This window comes from Pseudomonas sp. C9-3, from assembly GCF_032392015.1.
Classification (GTDB): domain Bacteria; phylum Pseudomonadota; class Gammaproteobacteria; order Pseudomonadales; family Pseudomonadaceae; genus Pseudomonas; species Pseudomonas nitroreducens.
This window is the reverse complement of the sequence record NZ_CP135919.1, coordinates 1,466,676-1,481,798: the sequence shown is the minus strand read 5'-3', so window position 1 is coordinate 1,481,798 and position 15,123 is coordinate 1,466,676. Positions and strand designations below refer to the sequence as shown.

General features: G+C 64.4%; 10 protein-coding genes. 3 read left to right on the top strand and 7 right to left on the bottom strand.

Going from position 1 to position 15,123, the window contains the following annotated elements:
* Nucleotides 1–4: 4 nt before the first annotated feature.
* Nucleotides 5–1,540, top strand: a complete 1,536-nt coding sequence (locus RS899_RS06540) for an inactive transglutaminase family protein (RefSeq protein WP_038803686.1) — start codon at nucleotides 5–7, stop codon at nucleotides 1,538–1,540.
* 3 nt (nucleotides 1,541–1,543) lie between these two features.
* On the top strand, nucleotides 1,544–2,530 hold the full coding sequence (locus RS899_RS06535; protein ID WP_315809397.1) for an alpha-L-glutamate ligase-like protein: 987 nt from the start codon (nucleotides 1,544–1,546) through the stop codon (nucleotides 2,528–2,530).
* 221 nt (nucleotides 2,531–2,751) lie between these two features.
* Here the strand turns inward: RS899_RS06535 and RS899_RS06530 are convergent, their stop codons facing one another.
* The 7 genes from RS899_RS06530 to RS899_RS06500 all read right to left on the bottom strand — a co-directional run bounded on the left by RS899_RS06530 (nucleotide 2,752) and on the right by RS899_RS06500 (nucleotide 13,574).
* On the bottom strand, nucleotides 2,752–3,933 hold the full coding sequence (locus RS899_RS06530) for a MalM family protein (protein WP_315809396.1): 1,182 nt from the start codon (nucleotides 3,931–3,933) through the stop codon (nucleotides 2,752–2,754).
* Between the two features lie 10 nt (nucleotides 3,934–3,943).
* Nucleotides 3,944–5,542: an outer membrane protein transport protein gene (locus tag RS899_RS06525; RefSeq protein ID WP_233300120.1), complete on the bottom strand. Its 1,599-nt coding sequence runs from the start codon at nucleotides 5,540–5,542 to the stop codon at nucleotides 3,944–3,946.
* Nucleotides 5,543–5,560: 18 nt separating this feature from the next.
* A complete protein-coding gene (locus RS899_RS06520) occupies nucleotides 5,561–6,565 on the bottom strand; it encodes a transporter (protein WP_054908496.1) in 1,005 nt (334 codons plus the stop codon).
* Nucleotides 6,566–6,613: 48 nt separating this feature from the next.
* On the bottom strand, nucleotides 6,614–7,375 hold the full coding sequence (locus RS899_RS06515; protein WP_024765704.1) for a C39 family peptidase: 762 nt from the start codon (nucleotides 7,373–7,375) through the stop codon (nucleotides 6,614–6,616).
* 78 nt (nucleotides 7,376–7,453) lie between these two features.
* The gene (locus RS899_RS06510) at nucleotides 7,454–7,909 is read right to left on the bottom strand and encodes a DUF6160 family protein (protein ID WP_037010433.1); all 456 of its coding nucleotides are present in this window, start codon (nucleotides 7,907–7,909) and stop codon (nucleotides 7,454–7,456) included.
* Nucleotides 7,910–8,140: 231 nt separating this feature from the next.
* Nucleotides 8,141–10,864, bottom strand: a complete 2,724-nt coding sequence (locus RS899_RS06505; RefSeq protein WP_233300121.1) for a LuxR C-terminal-related transcriptional regulator — start codon at nucleotides 10,862–10,864, stop codon at nucleotides 8,141–8,143.
* 1 nt (nucleotide 10,865) lies between these two features.
* Nucleotides 10,866–13,574: a LuxR C-terminal-related transcriptional regulator gene (locus tag RS899_RS06500; RefSeq protein ID WP_082450636.1), complete on the bottom strand. Its 2,709-nt coding sequence runs from the start codon at nucleotides 13,572–13,574 to the stop codon at nucleotides 10,866–10,868.
* 162 nt (nucleotides 13,575–13,736) lie between these two features.
* Between RS899_RS06500 and pabB the strand changes: the two genes are divergently transcribed.
* Entirely contained in the window at nucleotides 13,737–15,080 is a 1,344-nt protein-coding gene (gene pabB, locus RS899_RS06495) for an aminodeoxychorismate synthase component I (protein WP_315809395.1), read from the top strand.
* Nucleotides 15,081–15,123: the final 43 nt, after the last annotated feature.

Below are 15,123 nucleotides of genomic sequence, written 5' to 3'. Positions count from 1 at the left end.
TCCCATGCGCTCTCTTACCCTGCATCTGAAGGTCCTGATCGCCATCCTGCTGACGCTGGGCGTCGCGATCACTGCCTACCAGATCTTCGTCCTCGGCATTCCCATGACCGAGGCCGAAACCGACGACCTGTGGAACATCGACGCCAAAGTCGAGTTCGTCGCCACGCCGAAGACCCCGGTAAAGGTGCAGATGTTCGTGCCGCCGCTGACCCAGGATTACGTCAGCCTCAACGAGAGTTTCGTCTCCAACAACTACGGTGTGGGCATCAACCGCTCGGACGGCAACCGCAAGGTGACCTGGTCCTCGCGTCGCGCCAGCGGCCAGCAGACTCTCTACTACCGCCTGGTGCTGACCAAGCGCTATGCCGGCGCCAGCGGCGAGAAAGCCAAGGAGAAAGGCCCGATCTTCCGCGACAGCCTGCCGCTCGAAGGCCCGGACAAGATCGCCGCCGAAGCGCTGATCGCGCCCATCCGCCAGCATTCGGCGGATGTCGAGACCTTCGTCAGCGAAGCCATCAAGCGCGCCAACAACCTCAATGACGACAACGTGAAGCTGCTGCTGGCCGGCGATACCAGCCTGGACAAGCGCTCCCACGTGGTCGAGACCCTGCTCGCCGTGGCCCACGTGCCGCTGGAGCGCGTGCACACCATCCGCCTGGTCGCCAACCAGCCGCAACAACCCGAACTCTGGCTGCGCAGCTACAACGGCAAGGAGTGGCTGTACTTCAACCCGGAAACCGGCGAACGCGGCCTGCCCAACGACCGCCTGATCTGGTGGCTGGGTGACGAGAGCCTGCTGTCCATCGAGGGCGGCAAGAAAGCGACGGTCAATTTCAGCCTGAACAGCAGCGAGATGAACGCCATCCGCCTGGCCAAGCTGTCGGACGAGAACACCGACGCGGCCTTCCTCGAGTACTCGCTGTACGGCCTGCCGCTGTCTACCCAGCAGACCTTCCAGATCATGATCATGATCCCGTTCGGCGTGCTGGTGATCCTGGTGCTGCGCAACCTGATCGGCCTGCAGACCCTGGGTACCTTCACCCCGGTGCTGATCGCCCTGGCCTTCCGCGAGACCGGCCTGCAGTGGGGCATCGGCCTGTTCACGGTGATCACCGCGCTGGGCCTGTCGCTGCGTTCCTACCTGGAACACCTGAAGTTGCAGATGCTGCCGCGCCTGTCGGTGGTGCTGACCTTCGTGGTGGTGATGATCGCCGCCATCAGCCTGCTCAGCCACAAGCTCGGCTTCGAGAGCGGCCTGTCGGTCGCCCTGTTCCCGATGGTGATCCTGACCATGAGCATCGAACGCCTGTCGATCACCTGGGAAGAGCGCGGCGCCGCCCACGCGATGAAGGCGGCCATCGGCACCCTGTTCGCCGCCGCACTGGCGCACATCCTGATGCGCGTACCGGAACTGGTGTACTTCGTGTTCACCTTCCCGGCCGTGCTGCTGATCCTGGTGTCGTTCATGCTGGCGATGGGTCGCTACCGCGGTTACCGCCTGACCGAACTGTTCCGCTTCAAAGCCTTCCTCAAGGACTAAGCCATGTTCGGCCTGATCAAGCGATGGAAAGCCCTGGAAGCCAAAGGCATCATGGGCATCAACCGACGCAACGCGGACTACGTGCTCAAGTACAACCAGCGGCACCTGTACCCGATCGTCGATGACAAGATCATCACCAAGCAGCGCGCCATCGAAGCGGGCATCCACGTACCGGAAATGTACGGGATCATCTCCACCGAGAAGGAGATCGAACGCCTGCCGGAAATCATCGGCGAGCGCAGCGACTTCGTGATCAAGCCGGCGCAGGGCGCCGGCGGCGACGGCATCCTGGTGATCGCCGACCGCTTCGAGGAACGCTACAAGACGGTCTCCGGGCGGATCATCAGCCACGAGGAAATCGAGCACCAGCTGTCGAGCATCCTCACCGGCCTGTACTCCCTGGGCGGCCACCGCGACCGCGCGCTGATCGAGTACCGGGTGACCCCGGACCAGATCTTCAAGAGCATCAGCTACGAAGGCGTGCCGGACATCCGCATCATCGTCCTGATGGGCTACCCGGTGATGGCGATGCTGCGCCTGCCGACCCGCCAGTCCAACGGCAAGGCCAACCTGCACCAGGGCGCCATCGGCGTGGGTGTGGACCTGGCCACCGGCCTGACCCTGCGCGGCACCTGGCTGAACAACAAGATCAGCAAGCATCCGGACACCACCAATGCAGTGGACGGCGTGCAGTTGCCGAACTGGGACGGCTTCATGAAGCTCGCCGCCGGCTGCTACGAGCTGTGCGGCCTGGGCTACATCGGCGTGGACATGGTGCTGGACCAGGACAAGGGCCCGCTGATCCTCGAGCTCAACGCCCGTCCCGGCCTGAACATCCAGATCGCCAACGACTGCGGCCTGACCCTGCGCACCCATGCCGTCGAGGCGCATATCGCCGAGCTGGAAGCCAAGGGCGTGAAGGAGACGGCGGAGGAGCGCGTGCGCTTCTCCCAGCAGCTCTTCGGCCACGTGCATCCGAAGGAAGTCTGAGGCGCCCTGCTCCATGAAAAAGCCCGGCAATCGCCGGGCTTTTTCATGGGTGACCGCTGGGATGCAACCCCGTAGGGCGCATAACCTGGAACAGGTTATCCGCCGGATACTCTATGGCGGATAACGCTGACGCGTTATGCGCCCTACGCAACTGGACGGTTCGCGAGCAAGAACTAGGCGTCCCCCTCGCTCCTACGAAAAGCATCGACCCCGCGCACAGCTCAGCGCACCACCGCCAGCTCAAAGCCCCCCTGGTCGCCGTGATCGCGCACCTTCATCCCCGCCTCGTTCACCGCCAGGTTCTCCAGCGGGCGCTTGTACGGTTTGTTATCCAGAGTCTGCAGGCTGCGGTCCTCATCGGTGGTCAGCAACAGCACGTAGCGCTCGCCCTGGTTCGCACGCACCGGGATGGTCCCCTCGATGAACGCATAGCGGTACCAGGTTTCCGGATTGAGCTTGTACACCGCGTCGCTCACCAGCCGGGTCGGGCGTTTCTGCTCGTCGAGGAACAGCAGCGAGGGGTAGACCACCTGGTGATTGGCGAAGCTGCGCACGCGCAGGCCGTAGACGCGCTGGGAGCTGGGCAGCTTCATCGCCACGTAGTAACTCTTGCCCATGGGGAAGTCGAAGCTCGGCGAGAATTTGTTCAGCTCCTCGTAACGCGGCTCCTCAGCCGAAAGCTCGGTGAAGTCGCCTTCGCCCATCTGGTCGCAGCAGCGCCGCTGCAGGTCGACGTAGAGATCGTCCAGGGTCTTGCCGCTGCCTTTGAGCAGTGCCTTCATGGCGTCGGTCTGCTCGCCTGTGCCATCGAGTCCCGGCAAGTTGCTCGGGCGTGTTTTCAGGTCGATCTGGCGGCCTTCGGTGAAAGCGATCTGGCTGCCGCCCTGCTCGCCACGACGGAAGGTTTCGCCGCGCTGCTCCGCAGTGATCGGCGAGTTGCGTACCTGGCCCTTGTCGTCGACCCAGGTGAAGTACGGGCTGCCGTTCTCGCTGCGGACGAAGCCGCGGTCCTCATAGGACTCGGCATCGATGTACTCGGAGGAATGGTCGCCGTTGGGCAGCACATAGTCGGCCCGGCCGGGCGCGACCTGGCCGGCGGCGTAGAAGCTGTTCTGCAGGTTGCCCTGGGCATCGACCCAGGTGAAATAGCGCCTTTTGCTCTCCCCCGCTGGCCGGCTTCCCGGCCACTGGGTAGCGCTGACGTCGATCAACCGCGCTCGGTCGCTCTGGTCGATGCGCTTGTCCGCCTGGCGTTGCTGTTTGGCATAGCTGTCGTCGACGAAGGTGTTGTGCACCTGGCCGCTGTCGTCGATCCACGACAGGTAGCGGCCACTGGCGGCCTGCACCGACGCGCTGAGGCCGGCGGCGGCGATGCAGGAGATCAGGAGGGTCAGCCTGCCCATGTTCATGCCCTCAGAAGGTGGTGCGGTAAGTCATGGCGAAGACGTAGGCCTTCACCGTGGTGCTGACATCGAGGCCGGCATAAGGGTTGTAGACCAGGTTGTCGATGCCGGTGCAGTTCAGGTTGCAACTGGTACCCGCCTTGATGTTCTGCTTGGAGACGAAGTAGTTGAAGCCCAGGTCGATCACCGTGTCCTTGTCCCACTGATAACCCAGGCCCAGGCCGTAGAGGTTGGCATCGCCAATGGGCACCAGGGCGTCCGCCTTGTCCTTGGGGATCGCCGAGGGTCGGTATTCGTAACCGGCGCGCAGCTGCAGGCGGTCGTTGACGTCGTACTGCATGCCCATGGCGTAGCTCCAGGTGTCCTGGTAGCCGCGGTCGAGGATGATGCTGTGGTCGGTGGCGCCGTTGGGTGCGAAGTTCTTGGCGATACGCAGCAGGTCGAGCTCCTTGTCGAACTCGATTTCCAGCTTGTTCCAGTCGCTGTAGTCGGTCCACTTCAGGTCGAAGTTGAACTGCCACTTGTCGAACGGACGCACCTTGATGCCGGTGGAGAAACTGTCCGGGTTGACCATGTTCAGCGTCGCCACACCGTGCTCTTCATCGGCGTTGCCATAGGGGAACAGCGGGCTGAGGAAGGCGCCGAACACCGAGCTCTGCATGCCGGACCAGAAGCCCTGCCAGTCCTTGGTGTAGTCGACGCGGTATTTGCCCTTGAGGTGCATGCGTGACTCACTCTGGTAGGTCGCGCCCCAGGCGAACCAGTCGTAGGGCTCCCAGAGCACCCCCAGGTTGAAGCTCGGCGACAGGGTCTGCTGCATGTCCAGCTTGAGGTTGGCCAGCGAATCGTAGGGGCCGATGCGGCCACCGCAGACGTTGAAAACCAGCTCGACGATCTCCTGCGCGCCCGGCACGCAGGTGGTGTCGTGCAGGGTCTGCAGCAGGCCGGTGAGCAGGCCGGGGTTGCGGAAGTCGGTATCCAGCGCCATGGCCTGGTGCGAGAAGCCGATCGACAGGCCCGCCGACAGCGTGTCGTTGACCTCATAGCCCACCGAGGGCGAGAAGTAGGTGATGCGTTGCAGCGAGACGCGACGGCCTTCGTAGCGCGCCGGGTCGCTGTCGGAGTCGCGCGAATAGCCCAGCGCCTGGGGCGCGTAGACGTTGGTGGCGAAGGTGAACTTGGAGCCGGGCGGGTTGATCGACAGCCCCGCCAGTGGCGCCACCAGCAGCGGCATGTCGGTCATGCCGCCGAGGCCCGGCAGGTACATGGTCGGGGTCAGGGTACGGCTGTTCTGGCCGGCCACCGGGTCGTCGTCCAGGCCGAATGCAGCGGAGCCATAGTCCGGCGGAGCCTTGAAACCGGCGCGGATGTCCATGACCCCGGTGATCAGCTTGATCTGCGTCTGGCGGCCCTTGAGCTTGGTCAGGGCGGCAGGGTTGTAGTGCACCGCATCGATGCCGGTGGAGTCGGCCGTGACCGCGTTGGCCATGGCCATGGCCTTGGGGTTGCCGATGGTCAGGTCGTTGGCCAACTGGGCGTTGGCGAGCGTCGCCCAGCCAAACCCTACCCCTGCCATCGCCACCGCGAGGGGCGAAATGCGCATAGTCATGTGGTAGTCGCTCGTCGGTTACTGGGCTTTGAGGCCTTGGATATCCAGGGGCAGGGAAACCCCCAGCAGTACATCCGGCGAGTCTTCGGTCAGACCGAAACCGGCGTTCACGTTGACGATGTAGTCCGGCGATGTTCGCAGGCCGAGCGAGAAGTTCATGATCGCGCTGGTCTGCTCGGGTGCCTCGACCGTACGGTCGTTGAAGTAGTACTTGTTCTTGAACGAGTAGGCCATCTGATAGGAAGTGGCCAAGGAAACGTCGTAGGACAGCGCATAGGCCATGCCCATGGCGAAGTTGAGGGTATCGCCCGGCACCACCTTCTCCAGCTCTTCGCCGTACTGATTCTGGTGGATGTCGTCGACCTTCATGTTGTAGGTGTAACCCAGCGAGCCGTAGAGCACGACCGGGTCGATCACGTAGGACATGTTGGCCCCGGCACCGAGGCTGTAGTAACCAGCGCCGGTGGATACGTCGTCCTGCACATTGCCCTTGTACGGGCTGTCGCCGGTGGGCAGGCCGAGGGTTGCGTAGAGCGTGGTGACCGGCCGGCCACGGCGCGCGGCCCAGGGCTGCCAACGCATCGTCGCGGAAATGTCACCCAGGCTGTAGGCATGGATGTCGCGCTCGGTGTCGTACTTGGCCACGAACGGCAGGCGCATGCTGAAGGTCAGGTTGTCCCAGATGCCGTAGTCGAAGGTGAAGGAGTTGGTGAAGGTGTGCTGCGCCTCGCTCTGGGCCAGCACGCTGTAGACGTTCTCGCCACTGCGCACGGCCTGCAGGCGCGTGTCGCGCATCAGGGTGTAGTCGAAGCCGTAGGTCAGCTGGCGTTCACCCTTCTTGAGCAGGGTGTAGCTCTTCTCGGCGGCCTGGAACACCTGCTCCAGCGCCTTGGCGCTGTCGGCGTCGGTGTCCTTCTTGGCCAGCGCGTCACGCGCGTCCTCGGTTGTCGCTTCTTCGGCGATGGCGCTGGCATTCACCAGCAAGGCCAGAGCGGCAACGCACGCAAACCCCTTGAAATCCATGTTGCTATCCCCTGGTCTTGTTCTTATTCGTATGGGCCGATCGGGCGATCACTTGCGCCGGATGTACTGGACATCCCCCTTCGTGGCGGCTTCGCCAATCTGGTTCTGGGTGAGCTTGCTCATCTCCGGGAACTCGCGGAATGCCAGCAGGCTGACGGTCCGGTCGTCCACCAGGCGCAGGTCGGCCTCGCGCAGCTCCAGGGCGTTCTTCGGCTCCTGGCCGCTGGGGTAGATGACGAAGAGCACGTTCTGGTCCCAGATTTCCTCGAAGCGGGCGCGGGTGAAACTGATGTTGCCCAAGGCAGGATCGGCAACGAAAACGTGGTCGTTGTAGACGTCGCGGACCACGACGAAATGCTTGAAGCCGGCATAGTGGATCGGCACCAGCGCCGGGTGTTCGAGCGAGTCCAGGTCGGAGAACTCGGCACGGAAGCCGCCACTCTTGTAGCCGAGTGCGGCGGCATAACGCTTCATGTCCAGAAGCGAGAATCCACGGCGCTGGACGATCTTGTCGGCCTCGCCATACTTGATCAGGCCTTCCATGACCTGACGCTCTTCCAGGTTGCGGCCCAGGTAGTAGTCCAGCAGCGTGGTCAGCGCCGCCGAGCCGCAGCTGTAGTCATAGGCCTGGCGGATAACGTTGCGGAACTGCACCTGGCTCATCGGTTCGAGCTGCACCGACTCGCGGAACGGTCCGTTGGGCGTGAGCGGCTGCGAGATATTCACTGTGCCCTGCTGCTGCGGCTTGGTATCCACCGCCTGGGTAAAACCGAACAGACCCAGCAGGCTTCCCAGCAGAATCTCGAACATCCAGCCCCCTTCTCTTCAATCCTGGAAGAACCTTGCCGGCGAGCGCCGGCAAGGGATACCGCGCGTACAACCTCGGGATCAGTGACCCCAGACCTTCACGGTCGAACCGGCCAGGTTCAGGTTGGAAACGGTCAGCGAGCCAATGCTGGCTCCAGTGGTGCCAACCTTGACGGCGTCGATGGTAACGTCGCCGGTCACGGTGGGCAGACCGATGGCGAGCTGCTGGGTTGCAACAGCGGTGCCGCCACCGGACGGGGTGATGTTGGTGGTCACCACGTCGACAGTCATCGGGGCGTTGTCGGCGATGGTCACGCTCGGCAGGTGGATACCCTGCAGGACCAGGGAGCCGCCGCCGGCATCGGCGTCCTTGTAGGTAACGGCGCCGATGGAAGCGTTGAAGGTACCGGAAATGCTGATGCCATCCTGGCCGGTGATACCGGACAGTGCAGCGTCATCCATGGATTTCATGTCGGCATGTGCCAGGAACGGAGCGGCCAGAACTGCGCTTGCAAGAACCAGTTGCTTGATTTTCATTGTTATAACTCTCCAGTGTTCAGGTGGGGTTGCCCCAGGCACTGCAAGGGGCGTCCTACCCCGCTGCAGGTTGACCGGCTGCTGCCGATCTTCCAGACCCACGACTTCTTCCTTAGGCGCCGCGGGTATGGATTCGTGAAGCACGAAGCTTCGCGTCCTGATCTCCAAGCTACTGACCCGCCGTGAACCTGCCAGCCCATCCAAGGGATGGCGCAAAACCAACCGTCTGACTCAAGCTTCGCTCAGCAATCCCAGACTCTTCCCCTTGAGAACCGCCTGGGTCCGACTGCGCACGCCGAGCTTGGCGAACAGGTTGTGCAGATGCCACTTGATGGTGGCCTCCGACAAATGCACCGCCTGGGCGATGTCGCGGTTCGACAAGCCCGCCGCGACAAGTCGCAGGATCTCCCGCTCGCGATGGCTAACATCCTGATTTTCATCGAAACTTTCCGGATCGACAGACAGCCTGCGGCACTGCTCGCGGAGCATCTCCGCTACCCCCTGCCAGGCCGAGGCACGCTTGGGTTCCGCTACCTTCCAGGCCTCCCAGAGTGGCAGCAGCCACAGCGCGTCGTCCTGGAACAGGCGCCGGTAGCCCAGGTTCCAGGCTTCTTCCAGGGTGGGAGCGAACAAAGCGAAGGCTTTTTCGCTGTTACCTTTCTGCCAATACGCCACAGAAAGTAACAGCGAAAGACGCAGCCGTCGGTCGCGCTGGTAAGGCGAGGTAAAGCCCGCCAGGCACGATTCCAGACGCTGCTGGGCGCGCTCGGCGTGGCGCTCGGACAGTGCCAGGCGCGCCTCCGCCATCACCAGTGCGGAATGGGCGTCGGCATAACGCTCGGCGTTGAGCCCGGAGAGATGCCGCGCCAGCTGCAGGCACACCCGCTCGGCCTCGTTCGGCCGGCGCATCCACAGCAGCAATTGCACCTTGCAGCTCATGGCCAACGCATGCACCCGCTCGTAGCCCGGCGACTGCAGGCCAACCAGCCATTCGTCGAGCTGGGCCAGCCCCTGTTCGGCCTCACCGGCGAAGAAACGCGCCCGGGCCATCACCAGCTGACCACGGCTGATCAGCTCCACCGGCGTGGCGACGTCGCGCCAGGTGGTGGCCAGCGGCAATTCGGCGAGGATCGCCGCGTGGCGATCCTGCTCGTACAGCAGATCGGCATAGGCCAGGGACAGCGGTCCGCCGACCCGGCTGCGCCGGCCGAAGACCCGTTCCACGCGGCTGCGCGCGCTTTCGGCGATGGTCCGGCCGCGCTCCAGTTCGCCGCGCTCCTTGCAGATCAGCGCCTCGATCATGCTGACCACGACCTGCAGGTATTCGCTGTCGGCCATGCGCAGGCAATCGCGGGCGACACCGATGGCGTTGGCCGCCTCGGCATAATCCCCCAGCAGCGCATAGGCCGCCGCCTGGATGCACGACAGGCTGGCGCGAAACACCGGCTGATTGCCCGGCACCAGCGCCAGCCACTGGCGCGCCACCTTCAGGCAGGCCTCCAGCTTGTCCTGGTAGAGCAGCACGAGCGCCTTCAGCACCTGGGCCACGGCGAGCAACTCGGCCATGCCGAAGTGGCGCACCTTGCCCTGGCCCTGCAGCAGCCGGACACTGAGCTCTTCGATCAGCGCCTCGGCCTCGGCGAACTTCTGCTCGAAGGCCAACTGCCAGGCATAGAAGATCTGGAACACCGGATGTTCGCGGATCACCTCGGCGGGAATGCTGCTGAGCATGCCGAGGATGCCGTAGACGCGGTTACCGGCGATCAGCTTGGCGCCCTGGCGCTCCAGCAGGTCGGCGGCAAACGCATAGTCACGGGCGCGCAGGGCGTACTTGATCGCGCGGTCAGCCATGTCGCGACTCTCGCACCAGCGCGCCGCGGCGTGCAGCAGCGGTGTCGGGTCGGAGTTGCGCGCCAGGCGCCCCTGGAGGAATTCGGCGAACAGGTGGTGATAACGGAACCACTCGCGCTGGTCGTCCAGCGGAATGATGAACAGTTGCTCGTTCTGCAACCGCATCAGCATGTCCAGGCCGTCGCGGCGCCCGGTCAGGGCATTGCACAGTTCGGCGCAGAATTCGTCCAGCACCGAGGTCTGGTCGAGAAACTGCTGCAGCGGTTCGGGCAGGCTGCGCAGCACGTCCTCAGCGAGGTAATCGGCGAGGTCGCGCTCGGTGCCGGAGAGCCCCTTGAGCAGCGCCGCCCGGTCCGGATTGCGCGCCAGCGCCAGCGCCGCGAGATGCAGCGCGGTGATCCAGCCTTCGGTGCGCTTGTGCAGCAGCTTGAGCTCGCTGTCGCTCAGCGCCAGGCCCTTGAGTTCGGTGAGGAAGGTGTCGGTTTCCTCGCGGGTCAGGCGCAGGTCGTCACCGCTCAGGCAGAAGGCCCAGGGCGCCAGGCCCGGCTCGTCCACCAGGAAGCGCGGACGATAACGGGTGCTGGTGACCAGGCGGATGTTGTCCGGCAGGTGCTCGATCAGGTAGCGCGCGCCGTGGGCCAGGGCCGGGTGGCGAATCTGGTGGAAGTCATCAAGGAACAGGTACAGCGGCCCGTCGAGGCGACTGAGGTCCGAGAGGAAGGCGTCGATGATGCCTTCCAGCGGCAGGGTCATGTCCGACTGCAGCAGGTTCGAGGTGTTGGTGCCGAAGTCCGCCTCGACACTGCGAATGCTCGCCACCAGGTACTGCACCAGTCGCTGCGGTTCACTGTCACCCTCGTCACAGGACATCCAGGCGACCCGAGCCCCGCTCTGCATCAGGCGCTGGCGGAACAGGCTGAGAATGGTGCTCTTGCCGAAGCCGGCCGGTGCACTGAGGATCAGCACGCGCTGCTGGCGATTGGCGTACAGGCGATCGATCAGGGCGCGGCGCGGCAGCAGCGAATCGCTGTCGGTGCGCGGCGGGAACAGCTTGGTGCGCAGCAGCGGCATGGGCTGCTGCGGCAGTGTGGTCAGGGTCGTCATGTCAGAGCAGACTCAGCTCGCGGGCACGGCGTATCGCTTGGGTCCGATTGCGCACCTTGAGCTTCTCGTAGATGTTGTGCAGGTGCCATTTGACGGTGCCCAGGGCCAGCGACAGCTGCTGGCCGATCTCCTCATTGGAGAGTCCCTGGGCCGCCAGGCATACCACCTCGCGCTCGCGGTCGGTCAGACCTTCCTCGAGCACCTCGGGTGACCTGCGTGCTTCCTGCCCCGGCCAGACGGTCAACATTCCGCGAATGAAGACCTGCAGTGCCGGTTGTCGCTCGGTGGATTCCAGCTGCTGCAGCAACTGGCGAATCCCCTCGCCTTCCTCGATGAAAATGCTCCGCACCCCCTCCCGCTCGGCGCCGACCAGACATTGGCCGAGCAGGCTGTGGGAGCGCTCCTGATAGCCCAGGCGCTGGTAGCTCAAGGCCGCCAGCAGGTCCAGGCGCAGCCGTTGCAGGCCGTGCCAGCCCGGCTGCAGCATGCCGCGCAGCTGGGTGATTTCGTGCAGCGCCTCGCTGAAGTGCCCGCGTGCCTGTAGCAGGCGAACCCGGCTGATGCCCTGTACCCAGAGCACCGGGTTGAACGGCATCTGCTTGTAGTGGCTGGCGAGCTTGGCCCAGTCGATGGCCTTGAGGCGCTGCTCGGCGCGCTTGCAGCGATCAGTGGCGGTTTCCTGGAGGATCAGGTTGATCTCCTCGCCCACTGCCATGGCAAAAAAGCGCCAGGACTGGTTGCGCGAGGCCAGGGTCTGCATCAGGCCCAGCGTGGCCAGCGCCTCCTTGCCGCGCCCCTGCAGGCGCTGGATGCGCGCCAGGCACTGCATGCCCTGGGCGTAAAGATCGATGGGATTGACCACGTCGACCCGACCCAGCGCCCAGCGCAGGCGCTCTTCCAGGCCGTCCAGCTCGGTACGGTAGTAGGCGGTCAGCGCTTCGGCGATGGCCGGCAGAGCGAGCGCCTGAGAGCGCTTGTCGAACAGCGGCATGGCCTGCTCGCGCACGCGCTCGATGAGCATCTGCGCCTGCTTGACCTGGCCCTGCTCCAGCGCCAGCACCACTTCGATGGTGCACTGCTGCATGTGCAGGTAGCGGCCATCGAGGAAGTGATTGCGCTGTTGTGCCAGCCCCATCAGCCGACGCGCCTGCTCCGCCTGGCCACGCACGACCTGAGCGAAGGCAGCGATCAGCAGGATGGCTCCCTCGAGAAACGCGGAGTTCTGTCCCAGCTGGCTCTCCACCTTGCGCGCCAGGGTGATGCACTGCTCCAGGTCATCCTTCTGCAGCGCCAGCACGGCCTTCACCGCCAGCGCCGAAAGGTACTGGTTGCCCATCGGGCCACTGCCGCGCGAGTCGCCCCAACGCGCCAGCAGCTCGTCGATCATGCGGTTGGCCTCGGGCAGGCTGAGCTCCGTGGCACGGGTCCAGACGTCGCTGAGCACGAGGATCGGGTAGCGCTCGGCGATCTCGTTGGGCACATGTTTGCGCCAGCGCGAAATCAGGTACAGCTGGCCACGGTTGATCAGCTCCAGGCCGCAGCCGTCCACCAGCGCAGCAAGCATCTCCGGGTCCTCGGCGAGGCAGGCGTGCTCGATGGCCAGGGTCGGCATGTGGTGGTTGGTGAACCACAGGCTGGCGTTGAAGTGCAGTTGCTTGAAGCGTTCCGGGTCGCGCTCGCGCAGGCGGGCCCGGAGAAAGTCGGCGAACAGCTGGTGGAAGCGGTACCACTGGCGGTCGCGGTCCAGCGGCAGGAGGAACAGCTGCATGCTGTCCAGGTGCTCCAGCAGCGCCTGGCCATCCTGGCGACCGGTCAGGGTGTTGGCCAGGTCGCCGTTCAGGCGATTGGCAATCCCCAGCGAGAGCAGCGCGCCCTGCACATCGGCAGGCAGGCGCTCGAACACCGCACGCAACAGGTAATCGCCTACGGCCGCCTTATCGCTGCTGAGCAGCTTGAGGTCCTCCGGCGCGCCAGACTGCTGGCGCAACCACAGGCTGACCAGGTGCACCCCCGCCATCCAACCTTCGGTCTGGTTGTGCAGCGACTGCAGGCAGCTATCTTCGAGTTGCAGGCCATCGCGGGCCAGGTATTCGCGGGTTTCGTCGCGGGACAGGCGCAACTCGTCCTGGCCGATTTCCAGCAGCAGGCCCTTGGCGCGCCAAGTGGCGAGGTTCAGCGGCGGCTGGGAACGGCTGCCGATGGCCAGGGTGAGGCCGGGCGGCGCGTATTGCACCAGGCGATTGAGGCCGGCGAAGACGTCGGAATGGGTGATCTCATGCAGGTCGTCGAGTACCAGCAGGACCTTGCGCTCGTCGCGGGAGAGGTCCATCAGCAGGCTTTCCATGACCGCGACCACGGGCACGCGCATGGTGTTGCGCACGTAGCCCAGCGCATCCTCGCCGATGCCCGGCACGGCAGTGGCCAGTGCCTGGATGAGCTTCAGGCAGAAGCGGCCAGGGTCGTCGTCGTCACTCTCCAGGGAGAGCCAGGCGACCTGGTGGCCTTCGCTCGCACGCTTGCCAGCCAACGCCGCCAGCGCGGTGGTCTTGCCAAAACCGGCCGGTGCGCAGAACTGCAGTATCGAGGCATAAGGATGACGGTCCAGGGCATTCTGGACCGCGGGACGAATCAAATAATCAGCAGGCACCCGAGGGGGTGTTAATCTGGAGCGCAGAAGGCTGCCGGCTGCGGGTTCGAGCACTACATCCACGGCCTGTATCCCTATGTCATTATCGTTGTTGGTACGGAGCATCGTCCGCGTGGGATTCGTCACTTCTTATCAGAATGCCTTTCCTACGTAAACTGAAGAAATAGCTCTAGGATCGATACTTCAGCCGACCTGATCACCTCATTTGCCTGCACGCTGTTACCCATGCCTGACTGTTTTTTGCACCCGCTTCCCTACCAGGAAGACCCGGGCGAACGCTTCGCCCTGATCCATCGGGCACCCGGCGCCGTCCTCCTGGACGCCGGTCGACCCATTGCCACACGTGGACGCTATGACCTTCTGAGCGCCTGGCCATTGGCAGAGTTGGCACCTTTGGCCGGAGAATCGGCCAACCGCTTTTTCGCTCGCGTCAGAAGTGCCCTTCAGAGCCTGGGCGAAGCTCGAGCACCCGATACTGTCGATGTGCCATTCGTCGGCGGAATGATCGGGTATCTCGGATATGACTTCGGCCGGCGCATCGAGCGCCTACCTGAGCCGAACCAGGATGATCTCGGCCTGCCCGACGCACGCCTGGGGCTCTATGCCTGGGCGCTGGTCACTGACCACGAAGAACGCAGCAGCCGGTTGGTATTCCATCCGGCACTGGCGGCGGACGAGCGGGAGCGCCTGATCAGACTGTTCGAAGATGGTCACGATGGCGACGCCCTGCCACCCTTCCAGCTGGCAGCGCCGTTCCGGCCGGACCTGAGCCGTGAGCAGTACCGCGACGCGCTGGAACGCGTACACGGCTACATCCTGGCCGGCGACTGCTATCAGGTGAACTACACCCAGCGCTTCCGCGCCCCCTGCAGCGGCTCCCCCTGGCTGGCCTACCGCGCGCTGCGCGAGGCCTGTCCTACGCCGTTTGCCGGCTATCTGGCATTGCCTGAAGGCGCCGTCCTCAGCCTGTCGCCGGAGCGCTTTATCCAGCTTCACGGCGGCCAGGTGGAAACCCGCCCGATCAAGGGTACCCGCCCGCGCGGCGATACCCCCGAGGCCGACCGGAACAACGCCGAAGCCCTGCTCGCCAGCGAGAAGGACCGCGCCGAGAACCTGATGATCGTCGACCTGCTGCGCAATGACCTGGGCCGCAGTTGCCGGCCGGGCAGCGTGCGTGTACCCGAGCTGTTCGCAGTGGAGACCTACCCCAACGTCCACCACCTGGTCAGCAGCGTGCGCGGCGAACTGGCGGCCGACAAGGATGCGCTGGACCTGCTCGAAGGCAGCTTCCCCGGCGGTTCCATCACCGGTGCACCGAAGGTTCGCGCCATGCAGATCATCGACGAACTGGAGCCCACCCAGCGCAGCATCTACTGCGGCAGCCTGCTCTACCTCGACGTGCGCGGCGAGATGGACAGCTCCATCGCCATCCGCACCGTGCTGGTGAAGGACGGCCAGGCAAGCTGCTGGGCCGGCGGCGGCATCGTGGCCGACTCCAACTGGGAGGAAGAATACGAGGAGTCGCTGACCAAGGTGGGCGTGCTGCTGCGCACACTGGAAAGCCTGTGAGGCTCGCTGGGACTGCCAGTTACCTACAGAAAAAGAAGCCGAT

Excerpts from the sequence above, each read along its gene's own strand:
- RS899_RS06540 (WP_038803686.1), top strand. The coding sequence starts at position 5 with ATGCGCTCTCTTACCCTGCATCTGAAGGTCCTGATCGCCATCCTGCTG.
- RS899_RS06535 (WP_315809397.1), top strand. The coding sequence starts at position 1,544 with ATGTTCGGCCTGATCAAGCGATGGAAAGCCCTGGAAGCCAAAGGCATC.
- RS899_RS06530 (WP_315809396.1), bottom strand. The coding sequence starts at position 3,933 with ATGGGCAGGCTGACCCTCCTGATCTCCTGCATCGCCGCCGCCGGCCTC.
- RS899_RS06525 (WP_233300120.1), bottom strand. The coding sequence starts at position 5,542 with ATGACTATGCGCATTTCGCCCCTCGCGGTGGCGATGGCAGGGGTAGGG.
- RS899_RS06520 (WP_054908496.1), bottom strand. The coding sequence starts at position 6,565 with ATGGATTTCAAGGGGTTTGCGTGCGTTGCCGCTCTGGCCTTGCTGGTG.
- RS899_RS06515 (WP_024765704.1), bottom strand. The coding sequence starts at position 7,375 with ATGTTCGAGATTCTGCTGGGAAGCCTGCTGGGTCTGTTCGGTTTTACC.
- RS899_RS06510 (WP_037010433.1), bottom strand. The coding sequence starts at position 7,909 with ATGAAAATCAAGCAACTGGTTCTTGCAAGCGCAGTTCTGGCCGCTCCG.
- RS899_RS06505 (WP_233300121.1), bottom strand. The coding sequence starts at position 10,864 with ATGACGACCCTGACCACACTGCCGCAGCAGCCCATGCCGCTGCTGCGC.
- pabB (WP_315809395.1), top strand. The coding sequence starts at position 13,737 with ATGCCTGACTGTTTTTTGCACCCGCTTCCCTACCAGGAAGACCCGGGC.